This window comes from Streptomyces sp. NPDC004051 (genome assembly GCF_053604275.1).
In genome coordinates this window covers 376832-396898 of sequence record NZ_JBSGHG010000001.1, presented here as the reverse complement: position 1 = coordinate 396898, position 20067 = coordinate 376832, and the positions used below count along the sequence as shown (strand labels likewise).

Here is a 20067-nt window from a genome sequence, read left to right as displayed (position 1 = left end):
GAAGGCGGCGGCCCCCCTTTCGGCGGGGCCGCCGCCTTCGTGCCGTACGGACGTCCTCAGCGCTTCAGCGCGTCCTGCCGGAGGAGGGCGCCGTGGGCAGCCGCGCGCCGTCCTTGTGCAGCGGCACCGGCTCGCCGTCGGCGTCCACCACCTCACGGGTGCCCAGCGGTGCGTCGAGCCGTACCGTCTGCTGGTACTGCTTGGCGATCAGGATGCACACCTTGCCCGGCCAGGGCGTCTCGGTCACGGTGACGGTGACCCGGTCCCCGTGCTCGCTCGCCGCCGCCTCGTAGTCGGCGCACACCCCGCCCGTGAAGGTGACCGTCAGCTCGCTGCCCTCGGCGGTGTAGCCCTCGACCTCGACCTCGCGCGGGGACGGAGCCGAGGTCGGCTCGTCGCCGTCGCCCGGCTCGGTGGGCCGCCCGGTGCCGGACTCCCCGGGCCACGCCCCGGAGGCGAGGTACTCGGGGGCGACCGCCGGATAGGTGACCGTGCCGCCGTCCTGCGAGGCCGTCGGACCCGTCTCGAACAGCCAGGACGGTACGAGCGCCTGCCGCCCGTCCACCGCGTGCGCGGCCAGCCCGAACACCGCCTTGTCGACGGTGACCGTGTCCGTGGCCGGCAGGGGCGTCGCCGCGACACACGGCTCCGACTGCTCCTGCTGCTCGCCCTCCAGCGGCACGGGAGTGGCGCAGCCGCCGATCTCGGCACTGCCGCCGGCGCCCGGAGCCGTGTTCAGCAGCTCCAGCGCCTTCTCGGCGCTCACCACGGGGTACGTGTCGCCCTTCACCGGGGTCGACAGCCGGCCGCTGCCGCCGACCACCTCGCCCCCGGCGCCGACGACCACACCGGTCGTCCAGCCGTGCGTGGGCAGCCCGCCGACCTCGGGTTCCGCGTTCACCACCCGCTTGACGCCCATGACCTGGCCCGCGTCGAGCTTCGCGGCGTCCTGGCCGAGCGCCTTCAGCACGGGCGCGGCGGCCTTCCGCGCGGCCTCCTCGGTCACTGCCGGGGCGTCGTCGGCCGAGGGCGTCCGGCAGGTCTCGCCCTTGCAGTCGTCGGTGCCCGGCGCGTACCGGCTGAACGTCCAGGTGCCGGGGGCCTCCCGGTCCACCCGCAGGGTGGGCCCGCTGCCGTCCTTGCCGCCGATCCGCCAGGAGTCGCCCTCCATCACCGGCTTGCCGTCGACGTCGAGCGCCTTCGCCAGGCCGGTCACCTGCGCCTCGGTGATCTGTCCCCGGGCGCGGTAGACCGGCGCCGAGTCGGGGCCGTCGGGGAGAGCGCCGGCGGCGCGGTAGGCGGTGCCGTACGGGTTGGGCTCGCCGGGCGCGATGCCGTGCGGTCCGCCCTCGGCGTAGGCGTCGAGGGTGAGCGGCGGGGGAGTGGCCTCCCCGTTCACCCCCGGAGTCGTACCGTCGCCCGGCCCGCCGACGGCACCGGCAGCGAGGTAGGCTCCGCCGCCCCCGACCAGCAGCACGGCGGCGGCCACCGACGCGATCAGCACCGGCGACCGCCGCCGTCCGGCTCCGCCGCGCTCCCCGTCCCGCTCGGCACCCCTCCCGGACTCCGGGCCGACGGCCACCTGCGGGGCGCCGGGCTCGGACGCCCCCGTGTCCCCCTCCGGCACCTCGGCCCCGCCGCCCACGGCCTCCGGCCGCCCGTCCCGGTCCGGACGGGCCTCACCGGGTTCGCTCCCGGATGCCTCGGGTTCGCCTTCCGGGGCTTTCGCGTCCACGGGTTCCGCCGCCGACGGCTCGGCGGCCTCGGTCCGACCGCTGTCCGCCTCCGCGGCCGTGGTTTCCGGTGCCGGGCCGTCCGTTTCGTCCGCCGAGGGTGCCTCGGGCTCGTCCTCCGGGGTTTTCGCGTCCACGGGTTCCGGCGGCGAGGGCTCGGCGGCCTCGGCCTTCGCGCCACCTGTTTCCGCAGCCCCGGGCTGCGGGTTCTCGTCCCGATCCGGGTCGGCCGTCGAGGGCTCGCTCTTCGGGGCCTGGTCCTCGCCGCTGTCCGCCTCCGCGGCCGTGGTTTCCGGTGCCGGGCCGTCCGTTTCGTCCGCCGAGGGTGCCTCGGGCTCGCCTCGCTCGGGCTTCGTGTCCTCGGGCTCGGGGCTCCGCGGCTCGGCGGCGTCGGCCTTCGCGTCGTCGGAGTCCGGGCTTTCGGACTCCGACTGTCCGGCCCGGGGCCGGTGGGCCTTCGCGGGGCCGGACTCCGGGCCCTCGCCGGCGTCGGTCTGCGGGGTGTCCGCCGAGGGCTCCGGCGCCTTTCCGGGGTCGGCCTCGACGTCTGCCTCGGGCGTGGCGGAGCCGGATGCGGGGGTTCGGTCCGGGGCCTGCGGCTCCGGGGCGTCCTGCGTCGGACCGTCGGCCGAAGCGCCCCCGGTGTCGCGCGCGCTGCCGGAGGCCCTCGCCTCGGCGTCGTCGTTGTCGGGCCGCTCGGTGTTCACCGCATCGCTCCTTCGGCTGCACAGCTGTCCCGGAAGACCCTTCCCGGTCGCACCGGGACTGCTGGTGGGTCGTATCCCGTATCCCCTTTACGGGGGACGGCGATGGGACGCAGCGGGGGAGCGCACGGTTCCCCTCCGGTTTCCCCGGGAGCCGTGAGCCCGGCCGGCGAAGGCCCGGCTCAGTCGCCGTAATCCGACATGGCGTCCAGCAGCCGCGCCGAGGAGGACGGCACGGACACGCCGTGGATCAGGGACGGAGGCACCGGCCGGGTGTGGACGTGATCCGGCGCCGCCCAGCGGGAGGCCATCCGGGCACAGTCGCCGCGCAGCGACTCCAGATCGCCTTCGAGGTCGGCCTGCGTGGGGGCGTGGACCTTGAGGTTCGTCATAGCGGCACCGTACGCATGTCGAAGGTCACGAAGAAAGATCTACTATCGGGTAGTTTCATCGGCTTCAAGTAGACGGCCCGTACCCGGTAGCGTGGGGTGTCAATCCCCCCTCCCCCAGGAGAGTCCACGCCGTGCGCATCGCAGTCACCGGCTCCATCGCCACCGACCACCTCATGACGTTCCCCGGGCGCTTCTCCGACCAACTCGTCGCGGACCAGCTGCACACGGTCTCGCTGTCCTTCCTGGTCGACCAGCTCGACGTGCGCCGGGGCGGTGTGGGCGCGAACATCGCCTTCGGCATGGGCCAGCTCGGCACCCGGCCGATCCTGGTCGGCGCCGCGGGCCCCGACTTCGACGAGTACCGGGCCTGGCTGGACCGGCACGGCGTCGACACCGAGTCCGTCCGCATCTCGGAGACGCTGCACACCGCCCGCTTCGTGTGCACCACGGACGCCGAGCACAACCAGATCGGCTCCTTCTACACGGGCGCGATGAGCGAGGCCCGGCTGATCGAGCTGAAGACCGTCGCCGACCGGGTGGGCGGGCTCGACCTGGTCTCCATCGGCGCCGACGACCCGGAGGCCATGCTCCGGCACACCGAGGAGTGCCGCTCGCGGGGCATCCCGTTCGCCGCCGACTTCTCCCAGCAGATCGCCCGGATGAACGGGGAGGAGATCCGCATACTGCTGGACGGGGCGACCTACCTCTTCTCCAACGAGTACGAGAAGGGGCTCATCGAGACCAAGACGGGCTGGACCGACGCCGAGATCCTCGCCAGGGTCGGCCACCGCGTCACCACCCTCGGCGCCCGGGGCGTACGCATCGAACGCGCCGGTGAGGACCCCGTCGAGGTCGGCTGCGCCCAGGAGGAGCGCAAGACGGACCCGACCGGCGTGGGCGACGCCTTCCGCGCCGGGTTCCTGTCCGGACTGGCCTGGGGCGTCTCACTGGAGCGCGCCGCGCAGGTCGGCTGCATGCTCGCCACCCTGGTCATCGAGACCGTCGGCACCCAGGAGTACCAGCTGCGCCGCGCCCACTTCATGGAGCGCTTCGCGCAGGCCTACGGCGACGAGCCCGCGGCCGAGGTGCAGAAGCACCTGGCCTGACACCCCGACGGGCCCCCGCCACGACGGGCTCCCCGCCCCGAAGCAGGCGCCCGCTCAGGAGAGCCGGCGGACCACATAGGCCGAGCCGTGGTCCGCCGGCTCCTCGCCCACGTACTCCTGCCCGCGCATCTCGCACCACGCCGGGATGTCCAGCCGGGCCGCCTCGTCGTCCGCGAGGACCCGGACCGTGCCGCCCACCGGCACGTCGCCGATCACCTTGGCCAGCTCGATCACCGGGATCGGGCAGCGCCGGCCCAGCGCGTCCACCACCAGGACCCCGCTCCCCCCGGCGGTGCCCCCCGCGGCCCCCGCCGCCACCGGGGCCCCCAGCTTCTCCCGCACCTCCGCCACCACCCGGGGCAGGACGGTCAGGAACCGCTCGACCTCCTCGGCCTCCGTCCCCGGCGGCAGCGAGACCCGGACGTTGCCCTCGCTGAGCACCCCCATCGCCCTCAGCACATGGCTCGGGGTGAGCGTGCTGCTCGTGCACGAGGAACCGGACGACACGGAGAAGCCCGCGCGGTCCAGCTCGTGCAGCACCGTCTCCCCGTCGACGAAGAGACACGAGAAGGTGACGATCCCCGGCAGCCGCCGCCGCGGATCGCCGACCACCTCCACGTCCGGCACCGAGGCCGGCACCCGCGTCCGGATCCGCTCCGTCAGTTCCCGCAGCCGGGCCGCCTCCTCGGCCGCCTCGGCGCGCACCGCCCGCAGCGACGCCGCCGCGGCCACCACCGCCGGGATGTTCTCGAACCCGGCCGCCCGCCCCGACTCCCGCTCGTCCGACGGCCCCTGGGGAGCGAACCGCACCCCCTTGCGCACCACGAGCAGCCCGACCCCCGAGGGGCCGCCCCACTTGTGGGCGCTCGCCGTGAGCAGCGACCAGTCACCCGCCACCGGCCCCCAGCCCAGCGACTGGGCCGCGTCCACCAGCAGCGGCACGCCGGCCGCCCGGCACGCCTCGGCCACCTCGGCCACCGGCTGTACGGTCCCCACCTCGTGGTTGGCCGACTGGAGGCAGGCCAGCGCGGTGTCCGGCCGCAGGGCCCGGGCGTACGCCGCGGGATCCACGGCGCCGGTCCGGTCCACCGCGACCTCGGTGACCGAACCGCCCCCGGACGTGTGAACTTCCCCCGCATGGAGGACCGACGAGTGTTCGACCGCAGACACGATCAGGTGCGATCCGACGCGTCGCCGCCCGGCCAGCGCCCCCTCGACGCCGACGTGCACCGCCCGGGTGCCGGACGGGGTGAACACCAGCTCGTCCGGGCGGCATCCCACCGCCTCGGCGGCCGCCTCACGCGCCGCGTCCAGCAGCAGCCGGGCCCGCCTGCCCTCCCGGTACAGTCGTGCGGGATCCGCCCACCCCTCGTCCAGTGCGGCCAGCAGGGCCTGACGGCCGACGGGATGGAGCGGGGCGGCGGACGCGGCGTCAAAGTAGGCCATACGGCAACGTTAAGGCGTGGCCCGGACGCCGGGCGGCGAGGGGGCCGTACCCTTCGGAGGTCCCGCCGCGGGAAAGGGTGGACGACCGGGCGCTTCCTACCCACCGAGCCCTCACCGCACACCCGCCGGACCACCGGGTCCCCCGTGCGAGCGGTACTTTCGGGCGAGAGGATGCCCCCTTTCCCGCCCTTCGGGGTGACGGGCGGCGCGTATGCCCCCCTCCCCGCGACCCTCCGGAAGGCGTCGGCTAGGGTTTGGTCCGCATAAACATCCAAACCCCTGCCCGACGCAGGGCGGCGACCGACCGGTGAGAAGGACAGGCCGCAGCCGTACAGCGCGGGCGAGACTCTCGGGAAGGCGCTACGTGAGTCCCAACGGCTCCGACCTCCCCCACGGCCTGAAGGGCGTGGGTGGTACCCCCAAGCCGCGGCGCCCGAGGCAGCGGAAGCTGCTGCAGGCACTGACCGCGGGCCTGGTCCTGGCGACCGCCACCGGTTGCACGTGGGAGGACTTCCCTCGCCTTGGTATGCCCACCCCCACCTCAGAACAGGCGGAGCGAATCCTCTCCCTGTGGCAGGGGTCGTGGGCGGCCGCGCTCGCCATCGGCGGGCTCGTGTGGGGCCTGATCCTGTGGAGTGCTTTCTTCCACCGGCGCAGCCGCACCAAGGTCGAGGTACCTCCGCAGACCCGGTACAACATGCCCATCGAGGCGCTGTACACCGTGGTTCCGCTCATCATCGTGTCGGTCTTCTTCTACTTCACGGCCCGGGACGAGTCCGAGCTGATGAAGCTCGACAAGCCCGACGTCACCGTGAACGTCGTCGGCTTCCAGTGGAGCTGGTGCTTCAACTACATCGAGAACGTCCAGGGTTCCACCGGCGACGCCAAGACCGCCAAGGAACTCGAGAGCGTTCCCGAGCTCTACAAGAAGGACTTCCCGGCCAACGCCGGTGGCGTCAACGACTGCGGCACCCCCTCCACGCGGAACCCGCAGACGAACAACCCGGGCCCCACCCTGTGGCTGCCCGAGGGCAAGCGGGTCCGGTTCGTCCTGACCTCGCGCGACGTCATCCACTCCTTCTGGGTGGTGCCGTTCATGATGAAGCAGGACCTCATCCCGGGTCACCCCAACGCCTTCGAAGTGGTCCCCAACCGTGAGGGCACCTTCCTGGGCAAGTGCGCCGAGCTCTGCGGCGTCGACCACGCCCGGATGCTGTTCAACGTGAAGGTCGTCTCCCCCGAGCGCTACGAGCAGCACCTCCAGGAGCTCGCGGAGAAGGGTCAGACCGGTTACGTGCCCGCCGGCATCGACCAGACGGAACACGAGAGGAACAAGGAGGCGAACGTTCTGTGAGCATCCTCAACGAATCCAAGGGTGCCGCAACGGCTGTGGCCTCCTCCGGGAACGAACTGCCGGTACGGCGCAAGCAGCCCGGCAGCATCGTGGTCAAGTGGATGACGACCACGGACCACAAGACGATCGGCACCATGTACCTGGTGACGTCGTTCGTCTTCTTCTGCGTCGGTGGCGTCCTGGCGCTGGTGATGCGCGCGGAGCTCGCCCGACCCGGTCTGCAGATCATGTCGAACGAGCAGTTCAACCAGGCGTTCACGATGCACGGCACGATCATGCTGCTGATGTTCGCGACGCCGCTGTTCGTCGGCTTCGCGAACTGGATCATGCCGCTGCAGATCGGCGCGCCCGATGTGGCGTTCCCCCGGCTGAACATGTTCGCCTACTGGCTCTACCTGTTCGGCTCGCTGATCGCGATCGGCGGTTTCCTCACCCCGGACGGGGCCGCCAGCTTCGGCTGGACCGGCTACGCCCCGCTCTCGGACGCGGTCCGCTCGGTGGGCGCCGGCTCCGACATGTGGATCATGGGTCTGACCCTCCAGGGCTTCGGCACCATCCTGGGGTCGGTCAACTTCATCACCACGATCATCTGCATGCGCGCCCCGGGCATGACGATGTTCCGCCTGCCGATCTTCACCTGGAACGTGCTGCTGACCGGTGTCCTGGTCCTGCTCGCCTTCCCGGTGCTGGCCGCCGCGCTGTTCGCGCTGGAGTACGACCGGAAGTTCGGCGCGCACATCTTCGACGCCACCAACGGCGGAGCGCTGCTGTGGCAGCACCTGTTCTGGTTCTTCGGGCACCCCGAGGTGTACATCATCGCGCTGCCGTTCTTCGGCATCGTGAGTGAGATCGTCCCGGTCTTCTCCCGCAAGCCGATCTTCGGCTACATGGGTCTGGTCGGCGCGACCATCGCCATCGCGGGTCTGTCGGTGACGGTGTGGGCGCACCACATGTACGCCACCGGCGGTGTGCTGCTGCCGTTCTTCTCCTTCATGACCTTCCTGATCGCGGTTCCGACCGGCGTGAAGTTCTTCAACTGGGTCGGCACCATGTGGAAGGGATCGCTGAGCTTCGAGACCCCGATGCTCTGGTCCATCGGCTTCCTGGTGACCTTCCTGTTCGGTGGTCTGACCGGTGTCATCCTGGCCTCGCCGCCGCTGGACTTCCACGTGACCGACTCGTACTTCGTGGTGGCGCACTTCCACTACGTGGTGTTCGGCACCGTCGTCTTCGCGATGTTCGCCGGCTTCCACTTCTGGTGGCCGAAGTTCACCGGCAAGATGCTCGACGAGCGGCTCGGCAAGATCACCTTCTGGACGCTGTTCATCGGCTTCCACGGCACCTTCCTGGTCCAGCACTGGCTGGGCGCCGAGGGCATGCCCCGCCGCTACTCGGACTACCTGGCGGCCGACGGCTTCACCGCGCTGAACACGGTCTCCACGATCGCCTCGTTCCTGCTCGGCATGTCGCTGCTGCCGTTCTTCTACAACGTGTGGAAGACGGCCAAGTACGGCGAGAAGATCGAGGTCGACGACCCGTGGGGCTACGGCCGCTCCCTGGAGTGGGCCACCTCGTGCCCGCCCCCGCGGCACAACTTCCTCACCCTGCCGCGGATCCGCAGCGAATCCCCGGCCTTCGACCTGCACCACCCGGAGATCGCCGCTCTCGACCAGCTCGAGAACGCCGGTCACGGTGAGAAGGTCCTCTCCGGCGGAAAGGAGGCCGGCAAGTGAAGATCCAGGGCAAGATGTTCATGTGGCTGAGCCTCTTCCTGCTCGTCGTGGCGATCGTCTACGGCGTGTGGTCGAAGGAGCCGGCCGGTACCACGGCCCTCTTCCTGGCCTTCGGCCTGAGCATCATGGTCGGCTTCTACCTGGGCTTCACCGCCCGGCGGGTCGACGTGGGCGCGCAGGACAACAAGGAGGCGGACGTCGCCGACGACGCCGGCGAGGTCGGGTTCTTCAGCCCGCACAGCTGGCAGCCCCTCGGTCTGGGGCTCGGCGGTGCCGTCGCCTTCCTGGCCATCGCCGTCGGCTGGTGGCTGATGTACTTCGCGCTGCCGCTGATCCTGCTCAGCATCCTGGGCTGGGTCCTCGAGTACTACCACGGTGAGAACCGCACCCAGTAGCACACGCCGCGCGCCGCAGGGCCCGGACACTCCGTCAGGAGCGTCCGGGCCCTGCGTCTGCCACGTCATATGTCACTCGTTCGAGTCTTCCGGCGCGCCGGACTTGACGTGGCTTCCTAGCGTGAGGCCATGAGACCTGATCCGCACCACCGCACCGTCGTCGGCCGCACGCTGCTGGTGATCGCCCTGGGTGCGGGCGTCGCCGGTTGCTCAGCCGTCGGCGACCCGCTGTCCGCCGAGCCCTACGACGCGGCGGACCAGATATCCTTCAACGGCCCCACCGCCGAGGGCGGTGCCGCCGATCCGGACACGCCCCTGGAGATCCTCGCCGAGGACTCCGACGGGCGCATCACCGACGTCACGGCCGTGGACACCAAGGGCCGCCACGTGGCGGGCGAACTCGCCGCCGACGGGAGCCGCTGGCACAGCACCTCCCCGCTCGTCGCCGACGCGAGCTACACGATCCGGGTGAGCACCGAGGGCGTGAACGGAGCCCCCGGCCGCAAGGTCCTCGCCCTCACCACCGGCAAGCCCGCCGGCAAGAGCAAGAACCTGGGCGTCGTCTTCGGCCCCGAGGCGGGCACCTACGGGGTCGGCCAGCCGCTCACCGCCGAGCTGACCGAGCCGGTGGGGGACCCCGCGCAGCGCGCCGTCGTGGAGCGCGGCCTGAAGGTGTCCTCCACGCCCTCGGTGGGGGGCGCCTGGCACTGGGTGGACGACAAGAAGCTCCACTTCCGCCCGAAGGACTACTGGCCCGAGAACGCCACCGTCCGGGTGCGCAGCACCCTGGAGGGCGTCAGGATCAACGACCGGCTGCGGGGCGCCCGGACCGAACCCCTGACGATCAGGACCGGCGACCGGGTCGTGGCCGTCACCGACGTCGCGGCGCACCGGCTGACGGTCTACAAGGGCGACAAGCAGATCAGGACGATCCCCGTCACCGCCGGCAAACCCGGGTTCGAGACGCGCAACGGCATCAAGGTGGTCCTCGGCAAGGAGCGCACCGTGCAGATGCGCAGCAGCTCCATAGGCATAGCCGAGGGCTCCGCCGAGTCCTACGACATGCCCGTCCACTTCGCCGCGCGGGTGACCTGGAGCGGCGAGTACGTGCACGCCGCCCCCTGGTCCGTCGGCTCCCAGGGGTACGCCAACGTCAGCCACGGCTGCGTCGGCATGAGCACCGGTGAGGCCGAATGGTTCTACGGCACCGTCCGCAGGGGCGACCTGGTGACGGTCGTGAACTCGGGCGGCACCGACATGGAGCCGTTCGGCAACGGCTTCGGCGACTGGAACCTCAGCTGGACCGAGTGGCGCGCCGGCAGCGCCCTGCCGGGCGGCGCGGCGGGCCCCGTCCCGGAGGAGAGGGCACGCCTGCGCCCGCAGCCGGCCTGACCGCGCACGACGAGCCGGGGCCACCGCGGGCGCCGCGCCGGTACGGACCGTGCGGTCAGACGCCCAGGGCGCTCTTCTGCCGCAGCAGGGAGGCCAGGGCCGAGGCGAACTCCACCGGCTCCACCGGCAGCGTCACAGCCGCCTCCGCACGGCTCCAGGTGGCCAGCCAGGCGTCCTGGGGGCGGCCGATGAGCAGCAGCACCGGCGGGCACTCGAAGATCTCGTCCTTGATCTGCCGGCACAGGCCCATGCCGCCCATGGGCGTGGCCTCGCCGTCCAGGACGCAGACGTCGACGCCGCCCCGCTCCAGCTCCTCGAGGACGGCCGGGACGGTCGCGCACTCCAGGAACTCCACGACGGGCACGTCCGGGGCGGGCCGCCGGCCGGTGGCGAGCCGCACCTGCTCCCGGGTGTTGGCGTTGTCGCTGTAGACCAGCACCGTGGCGGTCGCCTGCATTGTTCCTCCACGCTTCTGAGGGGGCTCGGCATCGGCGGTACCGCGCGTGCCGATGGCGCGGATGCTACCCCTTCGGGCAGCTTGTCAACACTGGTTCGCCACCGGTTCGGGCGTCGCTTCGATGGGCCATCCGGGCACTACAGGAGGTGCGAACACACCGAACGGCACCCCCCGGGGTGAGGGCGGGATAAGCGACCGACATAATGTCGGCGTGGCGACAGCAACGACAGTAGACACCGGGCACGCGCTCCCGTCGGTCAACCGACCGAACCTCACCAGCGTCGGAACCATCATCTGGCTGAGTTCCGAGCTGATGTTCTTCGCGGCCCTCTTCGCGATGTACTTCACCCTGCGATCGGTGACCGGACCCGACTTCTGGTCGGAGAAGGCCGACACCCTGAACTTCCCGTTCTCGGCGACGAACACCACGATCCTGGTGCTCTCCTCCCTCACCTGCCAGCTCGGCGTGTTCGCGGCCGAGCGCGGTGACGTGAAGAAGCTCCGGACGTGGTTCATCGTCACGTTCATCATGGGATCGGTCTTCATCGGCGGTCAGGTCCTGGAATACACCGAGTTGGTCAAGCACTACGGTCTGACCATCTCCTCCGACCCGTACGGATCGGTCTTCTACCTGACCACCGGCTTCCACGGCCTGCACGTTCTGGGCGGCCTGTTCGCCTTCCTGCTGGTCCTCGGTCGGACCTACGCGGCTCGGAGGTTCACTCATGACCAGGCGACGGCGGCCATCGTCGTGTCCTACTACTGGCATTTCGTCGATGTCGTCTGGATCGGCCTCTTCGCCACGATCTACATGATCAAGTAGGCGGGCCGAATCCGCGCGCTCGAAGAGCGCATCCATCCAGAAGCATCGACGCAGAAGATCCTGACACCGGGGTAATCCGTGAAAAAGCTCTCCGCACGACGACGCCACCCGTTGGCGGCGCTCGTCGTTCTGCTCCTCGCGCTGGCATGCACCGGGGGGCTGTACGCCGTGTTCGCACCCGCGAGCAAGGCGCAGGCCGACGAAACCGCCCAGTCCCTCGCCATCGAGGAGGGCAAGAAGCTCTACGCCGTCGGCTGCGCCAGCTGCCACGGCACCGGCGGTCAGGGCACCACCGACGGCCCCAGCCTGGTGGGCGTGGGCGCTGCGGCCGTCGACTTCCAGGTGGCCACCGGCCGGATGCCGGCCGCCACCTCGCAGAGCGCGCAGCTCCCGCGGAAGAAGGCCGTCTACAACCAGGCCGAGATCGACCAGCTGGCGGCGTACATCGCCTCCCTGGGCGCCGGCCCGGCCATTCCCACCGAGGAGCAGTACGGCCCCGAGGGCGCCGACATCGCCAAGGGCGGTGAGCTGTTCCGCAACAACTGCGCGCAGTGCCACAACTTCACCGGCCAGGGCGGTGCGCTCACGCACGGCAAGTACGCCCCGAGCCTCGAGGACGTGGACCCCAAGCACATCTACGAGGCCATGCTGACCGGCCCGCAGAACATGCCCTCCTTCCCCGACGGCTCGCTGTCGGAGCAGAACAAGAAGGACGTCATCGCCTACGTGAACGCGGTCAACGGCAAGGAGACCTCGAGCCCCGGCGGCCTGACGCTCGGCGGACTCGGCCCGGTCTCCGAGGGTCTGTTCGCGTGGATCTTCGGACTCGGCGGGCTGATCGTGACCGCCGTCTGGGTCGCCGCTCGGACCGCAAAGGCCAGGAAGTCATGAGTAGCCAAGAGACCCCCGACGAGAAGCTGTCCGTGCAGCAGGGCGGCACGCACGGCGCGGTCCGCGTCGCGGACGAGAAGAACCCGTTCGCCGACCCCGGGCTGCCTCCGCACGAGCCCCGGATCCAGGACATCGACGAGCGGGCCGCCAAGCGGTCCGAGCGTACGGTCGCCCTCCTGTTCACGTTGTCGATGCTGGCCACCGTCGGCTTCATCGTCTCGTTCGTGGCGATCCCGATCGACAAGTCCGTCTACATCTTCCCGCTCGGTCAGATCGGCGCGATGAACTTCGCGCTCGGTATGACCCTCGGTGTCGCCCTGTTCGCCATCGGCGCCGGCGCGGTCCACTGGGCCCGCACGCTGATGTCGGACCACGAGCTCACCGACGAGCGGCACCCGATCGCGGCCCCGCCCGAGGTCCGCGAGAAGGTCATGGACGACTTCCGCCAGGGCGCCAAGGAGTCGGCGCTCGGACGGCGCAAGCTGATCCGCAACACGATGTTCGGCGCGCTCGCCCTGTTCCCGCTCTCCGGAGTGGTGCTGCTGCGTGACCTCGGGCCGCTGCCCGAGGACAAGCTGCGCCACACCCTGTGGGCCAAGGGCAAGCTGCTCATCAACATGAACACGAACGAGCCGATGCGGGCGTCCGACATCGCCGTGGGCTCGCTGACCTTCGCCAAGCCCGAGGGCCTGGAGGAGGACGAGCACGGGTTCATGAACGAGATCGCCAAGGCCGCCCTGATGCTCGTCCGCATCCAGCCGGACGACATCAAGGACAAGCAGTCGCTCGAGTGGTCGCACCAGGGTATTCTGGCGTACTCGAAAATCTGTACCCATGTCGGTTGCCCGATCTCCCTGTACGAGCAGCAGACGCACCACGCCCTGTGCCCCTGCCACCAGTCCACCTTCGACCTCGCCGACGGAGCCCGGGTCATCTTCGGTCCCGCCGGACACGCCCTGCCGCAGCTGCGCATCGGTGTGAACGACGAGGGCTACCTCGAAGCGCTCGGCGACTTCGACGAGCCCGTCGGTCCCTCATTCTGGGAGCGCGGATGAGTACCACGACCAGCAGCACGAACCCGTCGGGCGCGGGCCGCTCCCGCGGGAAGGCGCCGGCCGGCGAACGGGTCGCCGACTGGGCGGACAGCCGGCTGGGGATCTACTCCCTGGCCAAGGCCAACATGCGCAAGATCTTCCCCGACCACTGGTCGTTCATGCTCGGTGAGGTCTGCCTCTACAGCTTCATCATCATCATCCTCACGGGTGTGTACCTGACGCTGTTCTTCCACCCCTCGATGAACGAGGTGGTGTACCACGGCAGCTACGTCCCGATGCAGGGACAGCTGATGAGTGAGGCCTACAAGTCGACGCTGGACATCAGCTTCGACGTCCGCGGCGGTCTGCTGATCCGGCAGATCCACCACTGGGCCGCGCTGATCTTCGTGGCCGGCATGTTCGTGCACATGATGCGCGTGTTCTTCACCGGCGCGTTCCGCAAGCCGCGTGAGGTCAACTGGGTCTTCGGCTTCCTGCTGCTCGTCCTGGGCATGTTCACCGGTTTCACCGGCTACTCGCTCCCGGACGACCTGCTCTCCGGCACCGGCATCCGCTTCACGCAGGGCGCGATCCTGTCCGTGCCGATCGTCGGCACGTACATCTCGATGTTCCTCTTCGGCGGGGAGTTCCCGGGGGACGACTTCGTCGCCCGGTTCTACTCGATCCACATCCTGCTGCTGCCGGGCATCATGCTCGGCCTCGTGGTGGCGCACCTGATCCTGGTCTTCTACCACAAGCACACGCAGTTCGCGGGTCCCGGCAAGAGCAACAAGAACGTCGTGGGCATGCCGCTGCTGCCGGTGTACATCGCCAAGGCCGGAGGCTTCTTCTTCCTGGTCTTCGGTGTGCTGTGCGTCGTCTCGGCGGTCGCGACGATCAACCCGGTCTGGAACATCGGCCCCTACCGGCCGGACATGGTCTCCACCGGAGCCCAGCCCGACTGGTACATGGGCTTCTCCGAGGGCCTGGTCCGTGTGATGCCGGGCTGGGAGATCAACTTCTGGGGCCACACGCTCGCCCTGGGCGTGTTCATCCCGCTGATGGTCTTCGGACTGGTCCTGGTGTCCATCGCGGTCTACCCGTTCATCGAGTCCTGGGTCACCGGGGACAAGCGCGAGCACCACATCCTGGACCGCCCGCGCAACGCCCCGACGCGCACCGCCTTCGGCGTCGCGTGGATCACCCTGTACTTCATCTCCCTCGTGGGCGGCGGCAACGACCTGTGGGCCACCCACTTCAACCTGTCGATCAACGCGATCACCTGGTTCGTCCGGATCGGGTTCTTCGCCGGGCCCGTGGTGGCGTTCATCGTCACCAAGCGGATCTGCCTCGGCCTGCAGCGCCGGGACAAGGAGAAGGTGCTGCACGGCCGCGAGTCGGGCATCATCAAGCGCCTGCCGCACGGTGAGTTCATCGAGGTCCACGAGCCGCTCAGCCAGGAGCAGCTGCACACCCTCACGGCGCACGAGCAGTACAAGCCGGTCGAGATCGGCCCGCTGGTCGACGAGAACGGCGTCGAGCGCAAGGTGAAGCCGACCGAGAGGCTGCGCGCCAAGCTCAGCAAGGGCTACTACGGCGAGGGGTCCCAGATCACCAAGCCGACCGTCGAGGAGTACAAGGAGATCACGAGCGGCCACGGCCACCACTGATCACCTGAAACCCGTACGACACCCAAGTCGCCACACGACGGCGAAGGGCCCCCGTCCGCAGACCGGACGGGGGCCCTTCGCCGTGCTCCGGGCTGGATAAGGTGGGGATGAAACCCCCCTCACCCCCGTCTACGACCCAGGAGCGGCAGATGAGCGCTGTGACCCCCGCAGGAGGCGACACCGCGGCGGACCGCTCCTGGCCCGTCCTGCTGAACGGACTGCTCGACGGGCGCGACCTGTCCGCCGACGACACCGCCTGGGCGATGGACCTGATCATGCGGGGTGAGGCCACCGACGCGCAGATCGCCGGGTTCGCCGTGTCGCTGCGGGCCAAGGGCGAGACGGTCGACGAGATCGTCGGCTGCGTCCGGGCGATGTACGAGCACGCCGTCGCGATCGAGGTGCCGGGGGAGACCGTCGACATCGTCGGCACCGGCGGCGACGGCGCCAAGACGGTGAACATCTCCACGATGTCCTCGATCGTCATCGCGGGCACCGGGGCGAAGGTCGTCAAGCACGGGAGCCGGGCCGCCTCCTCCGCGTCCGGCGCCTCCGACGTCCTGGAGAAGCTCGGCGTCAACCTGGAGCTGACCCCGCAGCGGGTCGCCGAGGTCGCGGAGGAGGCCGGGATCACCTTCTGCTTCGCGGTGAAGTTCCACCCGGCACTGCGCCATGTGGCCGCCGCGCGAGGACAGCTGGGCATCCGCACGGTGTTCAACTTCCTGGGCCCGCTGGCCAACCCGGCCCGGGTCCGGGCCCAGGCCGTCGGGGTCGCCGACCCGCGGATGGCGCCGATCATGGCCGGCGTGTTCGCCGACCGGGGCCACTCCTCGCTGGTGTTCCGCGGCGACGACGGCCTCGACGAGCTGACGACCACCGGCACCTCGCGGGTGTGGGTGGTCCGGGACGGCAAGGTGACCGAGGAGCACTTCGACCCGCGGGACGTCGGCATCGAGCCCGTGCCGCTGGAGGCGCTGCGCGGCGCCGACGCCGCGTACAACGCCGAGGTCGCCCGGCGGCTGCTGGACGGCGAGCGGGGCCCGGTGCGGGACGCGGTGCTGCTGAACTCGGCGGCGGCACTGGTGGCGCTGAAGCCGGGCACCGGGAGCCTGGCGGAACAGCTCCGGGCGAAGATGGCCGAGGCCGCCGAATCCATCGACTCGGGGGCCGCCAAGCGGGTCCTGGAGCACTGGGTGGCGGTCAGCAACGCGTGAACCGTCGCGGCGGTCGGCCCCCGTCCGGCCGCCGCGACGGCGGTTCCGGCGTCCCCCTCCTCGATGCCCCGGACAGCCCGGAGCAGGCCGTGCGGCCTCTGGAAGCCCGCCCTCGTCGACCGTGAGCCCCGCAAGGCCCCGGCCCCGGGAGGACGCGGTTCGCCGGACGTCCGGCGGCACGACGGCGCGGCCCGCACGAGGGGCCTGGCCCGCCCGACGTCGTCGGAGCCCACGCCATCGCCTCGGCCCGCGCGGCGCCCGGCGAGGCCGGGGGCGACGCGCCGGCCCGCCCGCGAGGAGCGGCTGATCCCCACGGTCCGGGACGGGCTCGCGGACGCGCCCGAGGTGCGGTTCCTGCCCCTGTCCCCCGTTCGGGGACGACGCGCCGCGCGTCGGCGCGCACTCCTTCGTCGTCGGCCGGCACGGCTCCCGCCTCGCCGCGGCTCCGTCCGCCGAGTGCGGCATCGGCGTACGGGACGGGCTCCTCCGCGCCCACCCGCTGCCACGCGCCCTGCTCGGCGGTGACCCGCGGACCCCGGACGGGTGCGGTGCCCCGGGGCGGCGTCCGGCGCGAGGCCCTCCGGCGCGATCCGGGTCAGCCTCGGGGCGAGCCCCCGGACGAACAGGTGGAGCGCTTCGTCCGCGCCGTCGGGCAACCCGCGAGGGACGGTGCCCGGTGGAGCCACCGCGCGGTCGACGGCCGCGGCGGCCGTCTCAGCTGTCCAGGCCGATCGCGAACGCGGCCTCCAGGTCGTGCTGCGAGTACGCGCGGAACGCCACGTGCGTGTCGGTCCCCTCCACGCCCGGGATCTTGCTGATCCGGCCCGGGATGACCTCCGCCAGGTCCTCGTGCTGCTTGACCCGCACCATGGCGATCAGGTCGTAGGTGCCGGTGACGGAGAAGACCTCGCTGACGCTGTCCAGTGCGGCGATCTGCTCCGCGATCTCGGGGATCCGGTCCACGCTGGTCTTGATGAGGACGATCGCGGTGATCACGGCTGGTTCTCTCCCTCGGGGGCCGGAGCTGGGGCGGTCCTCACTGTAGTCGCCCCCCGGAAGCGCGCCCACGCGCAGCAGAAGCCCAGCCCGAAGCCCACCAGGTGCGCCAGGTACGCCACCCCGGGGCCGTCGGAGGCGGGCAGCGCCGCCAGCCACTGCAGCACCACCCAGAACGGCAGCACGACCCACGCCGGGAAGCGCACCGGCAGGAAGAACAGGAACGGCAGCAGACTGGTCACCCGCGCCCGGGGGAACAGGAAGAGGAACGCGCCGAGGACCGCCGAGATCGCTCCCGAGGCCCCCACCACGGACTGCTCGGAGTCCATGCGGACGGCGGCGTACCCGAGCAGGGCCAGGTATCCGCAGCCGACGTGGAACAGCAGGAACTGCAGGCGGCCCATCCGCGCCTCGGCCATCGTCCCGAAGACGTGGAGGAAGAGCATGTTGCCGAGCAGATGCACCCAGCCGCCGTGGACGAACAGGGCCGTGGCGGGGGTGAGAGCGGCACCGGGGGAGCCTTCGAACAGTTCTGCGGGGACCACGCCCCAGTGGCGGAAGTAGCTCCGCTGCGCGGCCAGCAGCTCCTCCCCGGACCCGTACGCCGGATCGAGCCCGGAGGCCGGGCTCATGAGGAAGACCGCGCAGCACAGGACGATGAGGGTGTGGGTCACCGGCGCCGACGGGCGCCGCAGCGCTCCGGCGGCCGATGCCCGCCAGTCACGGATCATGAACACAGAGCATGACGTAAGGGGACGCAACCGCACAGACCGCCTCGCCGCCGTGGACGGACGGGCGGCGAGGACCCGCCAGGCCGTAGGGTTACGTGCCACACGCGCCGGGGTGCCCGGTGCGTCACGGACACTGGAAGAAAGGCGAAGAGCCACGATGACGGTCCCCCAGCCGACTGCCTCGACGCGGTGGCGCTGCACCCTCTGCGGCAATCTCACCCGGTTCGACGTGACCCGCTCGTCCAAGGTCGTCGAGTACGTCCACCTCGATCTGGCGGGGGAGCCCAAGGTCGAGGAGCGCGAGGTCCTCGGTGAGACGATCGAGTCGGTGCGGTGCCGCTGGTGCAACGCCGTGGACCAGGTGGAACTCGTCGACAGGCCGGGTGCCGGCTCCTGAGTGGAGCGGGCCCCGCTCGGAAGACCCCGCACGCGGGGTCGCGCACAGGCATTGGGGTGTGACGGATGGTGGAGACCGCGGGCGGGGGGCCGGAGGACGGCGCCGCTGAGGTGCTCGACCGTCCGCTGCCCGACGGTGTGCGCCGCCGGGTCGTCCAGATCGTCTCCGACGGCTTCGGCGGACTGACGGTCGCCGAGCTGCCCGTCCAGCTCAGGCAGTACGCCCGGTTCACCCCGAGCCGCCGCGCCAAGTTCGCCGGCAACGCCATGGCCGCCGCGCTGGAGAGCGAACCGCTGTTCCGCCAGCGCATCGCGGAGCGGCTGAAGGAGGCCCAGCCGGAACTGTCCGGCGCCCTCGACGCAGGCGCTCCGCCCCCGGCCGCCGACCCGCTGGACGTGGCGGCCGCGGCCTACGTCATGCGGCCGCCCGGCTGGGTGAAGCTGGTGACCGCCGCGGGCGAGGAGGCCCAGCGGGCCGACGCCGAGCGCGCCGACGAGGAGAGCCGGGCCGAGGCGGAGCGGCTGCGCGCCGAACTCGCCCGCGCCCGTGAGCACGCCAGGTCCGAGACCGAGCGGCTGCGCGGCGACCTGGACTCGGCCAGGAAAGAAGTGGACTCCCTGCACCGCAAGCTGCGGTCCGCGCTCAGTGACGTCAAGCGCGGCGAGGCCGCGCTGCGCAAACTGCAGGGGGAGCTGGACTCCGTCCGCGCCGACGGGCAGGCGCAGGTGTCCGCCGCCGAGAGCGAGAGCCGGCGGCTCAAGGCGCGCCTCGGCGAGTCGGAGGCCGCCCTGGAGGCCGCCCGCCGGGCCGCCCGGGAGGGCCGCAGCGTCGAGGACATGCGGGTGCGGCTGCTCCTGGACACCGTGCTGGACGCCGCCCAGGGGCTCCGGCGCGAACTCGCGCTGCCCCCCGTGTCCGTCCGGCCCGCCGAGACCGTGGACGCCGTCGAGCCGGGGCGCATGTCGCCCAAAGACATCGCGGCCCGGGCGCTGTCCGAGGACGACCCGGCCGTCCTCGACCAGTTGCTGGCGCTGCCGCAGGCGCATCTCGTCGTCGACGGCTACAACGTCACCAAGACCGGCTATCCCCAGATGCCGCTGGAGAAGCAGCGCCTGCGGCTGCTCGGCCAGCTCGCCCAGCTCGGCGCACAGTCCGGCGCCGAGGTGACCTGTGTCTTCGACGGGGCCGAACTGGCCGCTCCCGTACTGCTGGCGCCGCCTCGCGGGGTGCGGGTGCTGTTCTCCAAGCCCGGCGTCACCGCCGACGAGCTGATCCGCCAGCTGGTCCGGGCCGAGCCGCCGGGACGGCCGGTCATCGTCGTCTCCACCGACCGCGAGGTCGCCGACGGAGTCGCCCGCGCGGGCGCCCGCCCGGTCGCCTCGGCGGTCCTGCTGAAGCGCTTCTCCCGGGCGTAGGGCACAGGGCGCGGGGCGCGGTGACGAGGGCTGTGCGGTACGTCCCATCCGGAACGTAAGACCCAACCGCAACGTACCTGCCGATTGACCGAATTGGCGCGATATTCACGCAACGTAGTGTCAGTCCGATATCACTGCACGTGAGTTGAAGGCAAAGAAACGCACTGTGACATAGATTTTGCGC

18 protein-coding genes are annotated in these 20067 nt (G+C 71.0%); 12 read left to right on the top strand and 6 right to left on the bottom strand.

Features of this window, described 5'->3' with window-relative positions:
- Positions 1–64: 64 nt before the first annotated feature.
- Together ACWEQO_RS01840 and ACWEQO_RS01835 are read right to left on the bottom strand one after the other, a co-directional pair.
- Positions 65–2440 carry a hypothetical protein gene (locus ACWEQO_RS01840; RefSeq protein ID WP_452977759.1) on the bottom strand — a complete coding sequence of 792 codons (2376 nt, stop codon included), beginning with the start codon at positions 2438–2440 and terminating at the stop codon, positions 65–67.
- A gap of 179 nt (positions 2441–2619) precedes the next feature.
- Positions 2620–2829, bottom strand: coding sequence for a hypothetical protein (locus tag ACWEQO_RS01835; protein ID WP_452977756.1), 210 nt, complete (start codon positions 2827–2829; stop codon positions 2620–2622).
- A gap of 131 nt (positions 2830–2960) precedes the next feature.
- Here ACWEQO_RS01835 and ACWEQO_RS01830 point away from each other — a divergent pair, with 131 nt between their 5' ends.
- Entirely contained in the window at positions 2961–3935 is a 975-nt protein-coding gene (locus ACWEQO_RS01830; protein ID WP_361462121.1) for a carbohydrate kinase family protein, read from the top strand.
- A gap of 54 nt (positions 3936–3989) precedes the next feature.
- On the opposite strand, the gene ACWEQO_RS01825 is transcribed toward ACWEQO_RS01830, so the two are convergent.
- Positions 3990–5381 carry an aminotransferase class V-fold PLP-dependent enzyme gene (locus ACWEQO_RS01825; RefSeq protein WP_452977753.1) on the bottom strand — a complete coding sequence of 464 codons (1392 nt, stop codon included), beginning with the start codon at positions 5379–5381 and terminating at the stop codon, positions 3990–3992.
- 364 nt (positions 5382–5745) lie between these two features.
- On the opposite strand from ACWEQO_RS01825, the gene ctaC reads away from it, so the two are divergent.
- The 4 genes from ctaC to ACWEQO_RS01805 all read left to right on the top strand — a co-directional run bounded on the left by ctaC (position 5746) and on the right by ACWEQO_RS01805 (position 10255).
- Positions 5746–6735, top strand: coding sequence for an aa3-type cytochrome oxidase subunit II (gene ctaC / locus ACWEQO_RS01820; protein WP_361462115.1), 990 nt, complete (start codon positions 5746–5748; stop codon positions 6733–6735).
- Positions 6732–8468 (top strand): aa3-type cytochrome oxidase subunit I, encoded by a 1737-nt coding sequence (gene ctaD / locus ACWEQO_RS01815; RefSeq protein ID WP_452977750.1) that lies wholly within the window; start codon positions 6732–6734, stop codon positions 8466–8468. Before ctaC ends, ctaD begins: the two co-directional genes overlap by 4 nt.
- The gene (locus tag ACWEQO_RS01810) at positions 8465–8863 is read left to right on the top strand and encodes a cytochrome c oxidase subunit 4 (RefSeq protein WP_361462110.1); all 399 of its coding nucleotides are present in this window, start codon (positions 8465–8467) and stop codon (positions 8861–8863) included. The genes ctaD and ACWEQO_RS01810 overlap by 4 nt, the downstream gene beginning before the upstream one ends.
- A gap of 129 nt (positions 8864–8992) precedes the next feature.
- A complete protein-coding gene (locus ACWEQO_RS01805) occupies positions 8993–10255 on the top strand; it encodes a L,D-transpeptidase (RefSeq protein ID WP_361462107.1) in 1263 nt (420 codons plus the stop codon).
- 55 nt (positions 10256–10310) lie between these two features.
- Here ACWEQO_RS01805 and ACWEQO_RS01800 read toward each other — a convergent pair whose 3' ends face one another.
- Entirely contained in the window at positions 10311–10712 is a 402-nt protein-coding gene (locus ACWEQO_RS01800; RefSeq protein WP_361462105.1) for a response regulator, read from the bottom strand.
- Positions 10713–10923: 211 nt separating this feature from the next.
- On the opposite strand from ACWEQO_RS01800, the gene ctaE reads away from it, so the two are divergent.
- The 5 genes from ctaE to trpD all read left to right on the top strand — a co-directional run bounded on the left by ctaE (position 10924) and on the right by trpD (position 16344).
- Entirely contained in the window at positions 10924–11535 is a 612-nt protein-coding gene (gene ctaE, locus ACWEQO_RS01795; RefSeq protein WP_361462102.1) for an aa3-type cytochrome oxidase subunit III, read from the top strand.
- A gap of 78 nt (positions 11536–11613) precedes the next feature.
- On the top strand, positions 11614–12426 hold the full coding sequence (gene qcrC, locus ACWEQO_RS01790) for a cytochrome bc1 complex diheme cytochrome c subunit (RefSeq protein WP_361462099.1): 813 nt from the start codon (positions 11614–11616) through the stop codon (positions 12424–12426).
- The gene (gene qcrA / locus ACWEQO_RS01785; RefSeq protein WP_361462096.1) at positions 12423–13481 is read left to right on the top strand and encodes a cytochrome bc1 complex Rieske iron-sulfur subunit; all 1059 of its coding nucleotides are present in this window, start codon (positions 12423–12425) and stop codon (positions 13479–13481) included. Before qcrC ends, qcrA begins: the two co-directional genes overlap by 4 nt.
- Positions 13478–15130 carry a cytochrome bc1 complex cytochrome b subunit gene (qcrB, locus tag ACWEQO_RS01780; protein WP_361462094.1) on the top strand — a complete coding sequence of 551 codons (1653 nt, stop codon included), beginning with the start codon at positions 13478–13480 and terminating at the stop codon, positions 15128–15130. Before qcrA ends, qcrB begins: the two co-directional genes overlap by 4 nt.
- Positions 15131–15279: 149 nt before the next feature.
- Positions 15280–16344, top strand: a complete 1065-nt coding sequence (trpD, locus tag ACWEQO_RS01775; protein ID WP_452977743.1) for an anthranilate phosphoribosyltransferase — start codon at positions 15280–15282, stop codon at positions 16342–16344.
- A 714-nt stretch (positions 16345–17058) separates the two neighbouring features.
- Here trpD and ACWEQO_RS01770 read toward each other — a convergent pair.
- Both ACWEQO_RS01770 and ACWEQO_RS01765 read right to left on the bottom strand, forming a co-directional pair.
- Positions 17059–17340 (bottom strand): Lrp/AsnC family transcriptional regulator, encoded by a 282-nt coding sequence (locus ACWEQO_RS01770; RefSeq protein WP_279336483.1) that lies wholly within the window; start codon positions 17338–17340, stop codon positions 17059–17061.
- A complete protein-coding gene (locus ACWEQO_RS01765; protein WP_452977740.1) occupies positions 17337–18071 on the bottom strand; it encodes a rhomboid family intramembrane serine protease in 735 nt (244 codons plus the stop codon). The genes ACWEQO_RS01770 and ACWEQO_RS01765 overlap by 4 nt, the downstream gene beginning before the upstream one ends.
- Positions 18072–18228: 157 nt before the next feature.
- On the opposite strand from ACWEQO_RS01765, the gene ACWEQO_RS01760 reads away from it, so the two are divergent.
- Together ACWEQO_RS01760 and ACWEQO_RS01755 are read left to right on the top strand one after the other, a co-directional pair.
- Complete coding sequence (locus ACWEQO_RS01760; protein WP_109377913.1) at positions 18229–18468, top strand: hypothetical protein; 240 nt, start codon at positions 18229–18231, stop codon at positions 18466–18468.
- 65 nt (positions 18469–18533) lie between these two features.
- A complete protein-coding gene (locus ACWEQO_RS01755) occupies positions 18534–19883 on the top strand; it encodes an NYN domain-containing protein (RefSeq protein WP_452977737.1) in 1350 nt (449 codons plus the stop codon).
- Positions 19884–20067 lie beyond the last annotated feature (184 nt).

What these genes read in the sequence shown, in the direction of transcription:
- ACWEQO_RS01835 (WP_452977756.1), bottom strand. Translation starts at nt 2,829, where the DNA reads ATGACGAACCTCAAGGTCCACGCCCCCACGCAGGCCGACCTCGAAGGC.
- ACWEQO_RS01825 (WP_452977753.1), bottom strand. Translation starts at nt 5,381, where the DNA reads ATGGCCTACTTTGACGCCGCGTCCGCCGCCCCGCTCCATCCCGTCGGC.
- ACWEQO_RS01805 (WP_361462107.1), top strand. Translation starts at nt 8,993, where the DNA reads ATGAGACCTGATCCGCACCACCGCACCGTCGTCGGCCGCACGCTGCTG.
- ACWEQO_RS01800 (WP_361462105.1), bottom strand. Translation starts at nt 10,712, where the DNA reads ATGCAGGCGACCGCCACGGTGCTGGTCTACAGCGACAACGCCAACACC.
- qcrA (WP_361462096.1), top strand. Translation starts at nt 12,423, where the DNA reads ATGAGTAGCCAAGAGACCCCCGACGAGAAGCTGTCCGTGCAGCAGGGC.
- qcrB (WP_361462094.1), top strand. Translation starts at nt 13,478, where the DNA reads ATGAGTACCACGACCAGCAGCACGAACCCGTCGGGCGCGGGCCGCTCC.
- trpD (WP_452977743.1), top strand. Translation starts at nt 15,280, where the DNA reads ATGAGCGCTGTGACCCCCGCAGGAGGCGACACCGCGGCGGACCGCTCC.
- ACWEQO_RS01765 (WP_452977740.1), bottom strand. Translation starts at nt 18,071, where the DNA reads ATGATCCGTGACTGGCGGGCATCGGCCGCCGGAGCGCTGCGGCGCCCG.
- ACWEQO_RS01760 (WP_109377913.1), top strand. Translation starts at nt 18,229, where the DNA reads ATGACGGTCCCCCAGCCGACTGCCTCGACGCGGTGGCGCTGCACCCTC.
- ACWEQO_RS01755 (WP_452977737.1), top strand. Translation starts at nt 18,534, where the DNA reads ATGGTGGAGACCGCGGGCGGGGGGCCGGAGGACGGCGCCGCTGAGGTG.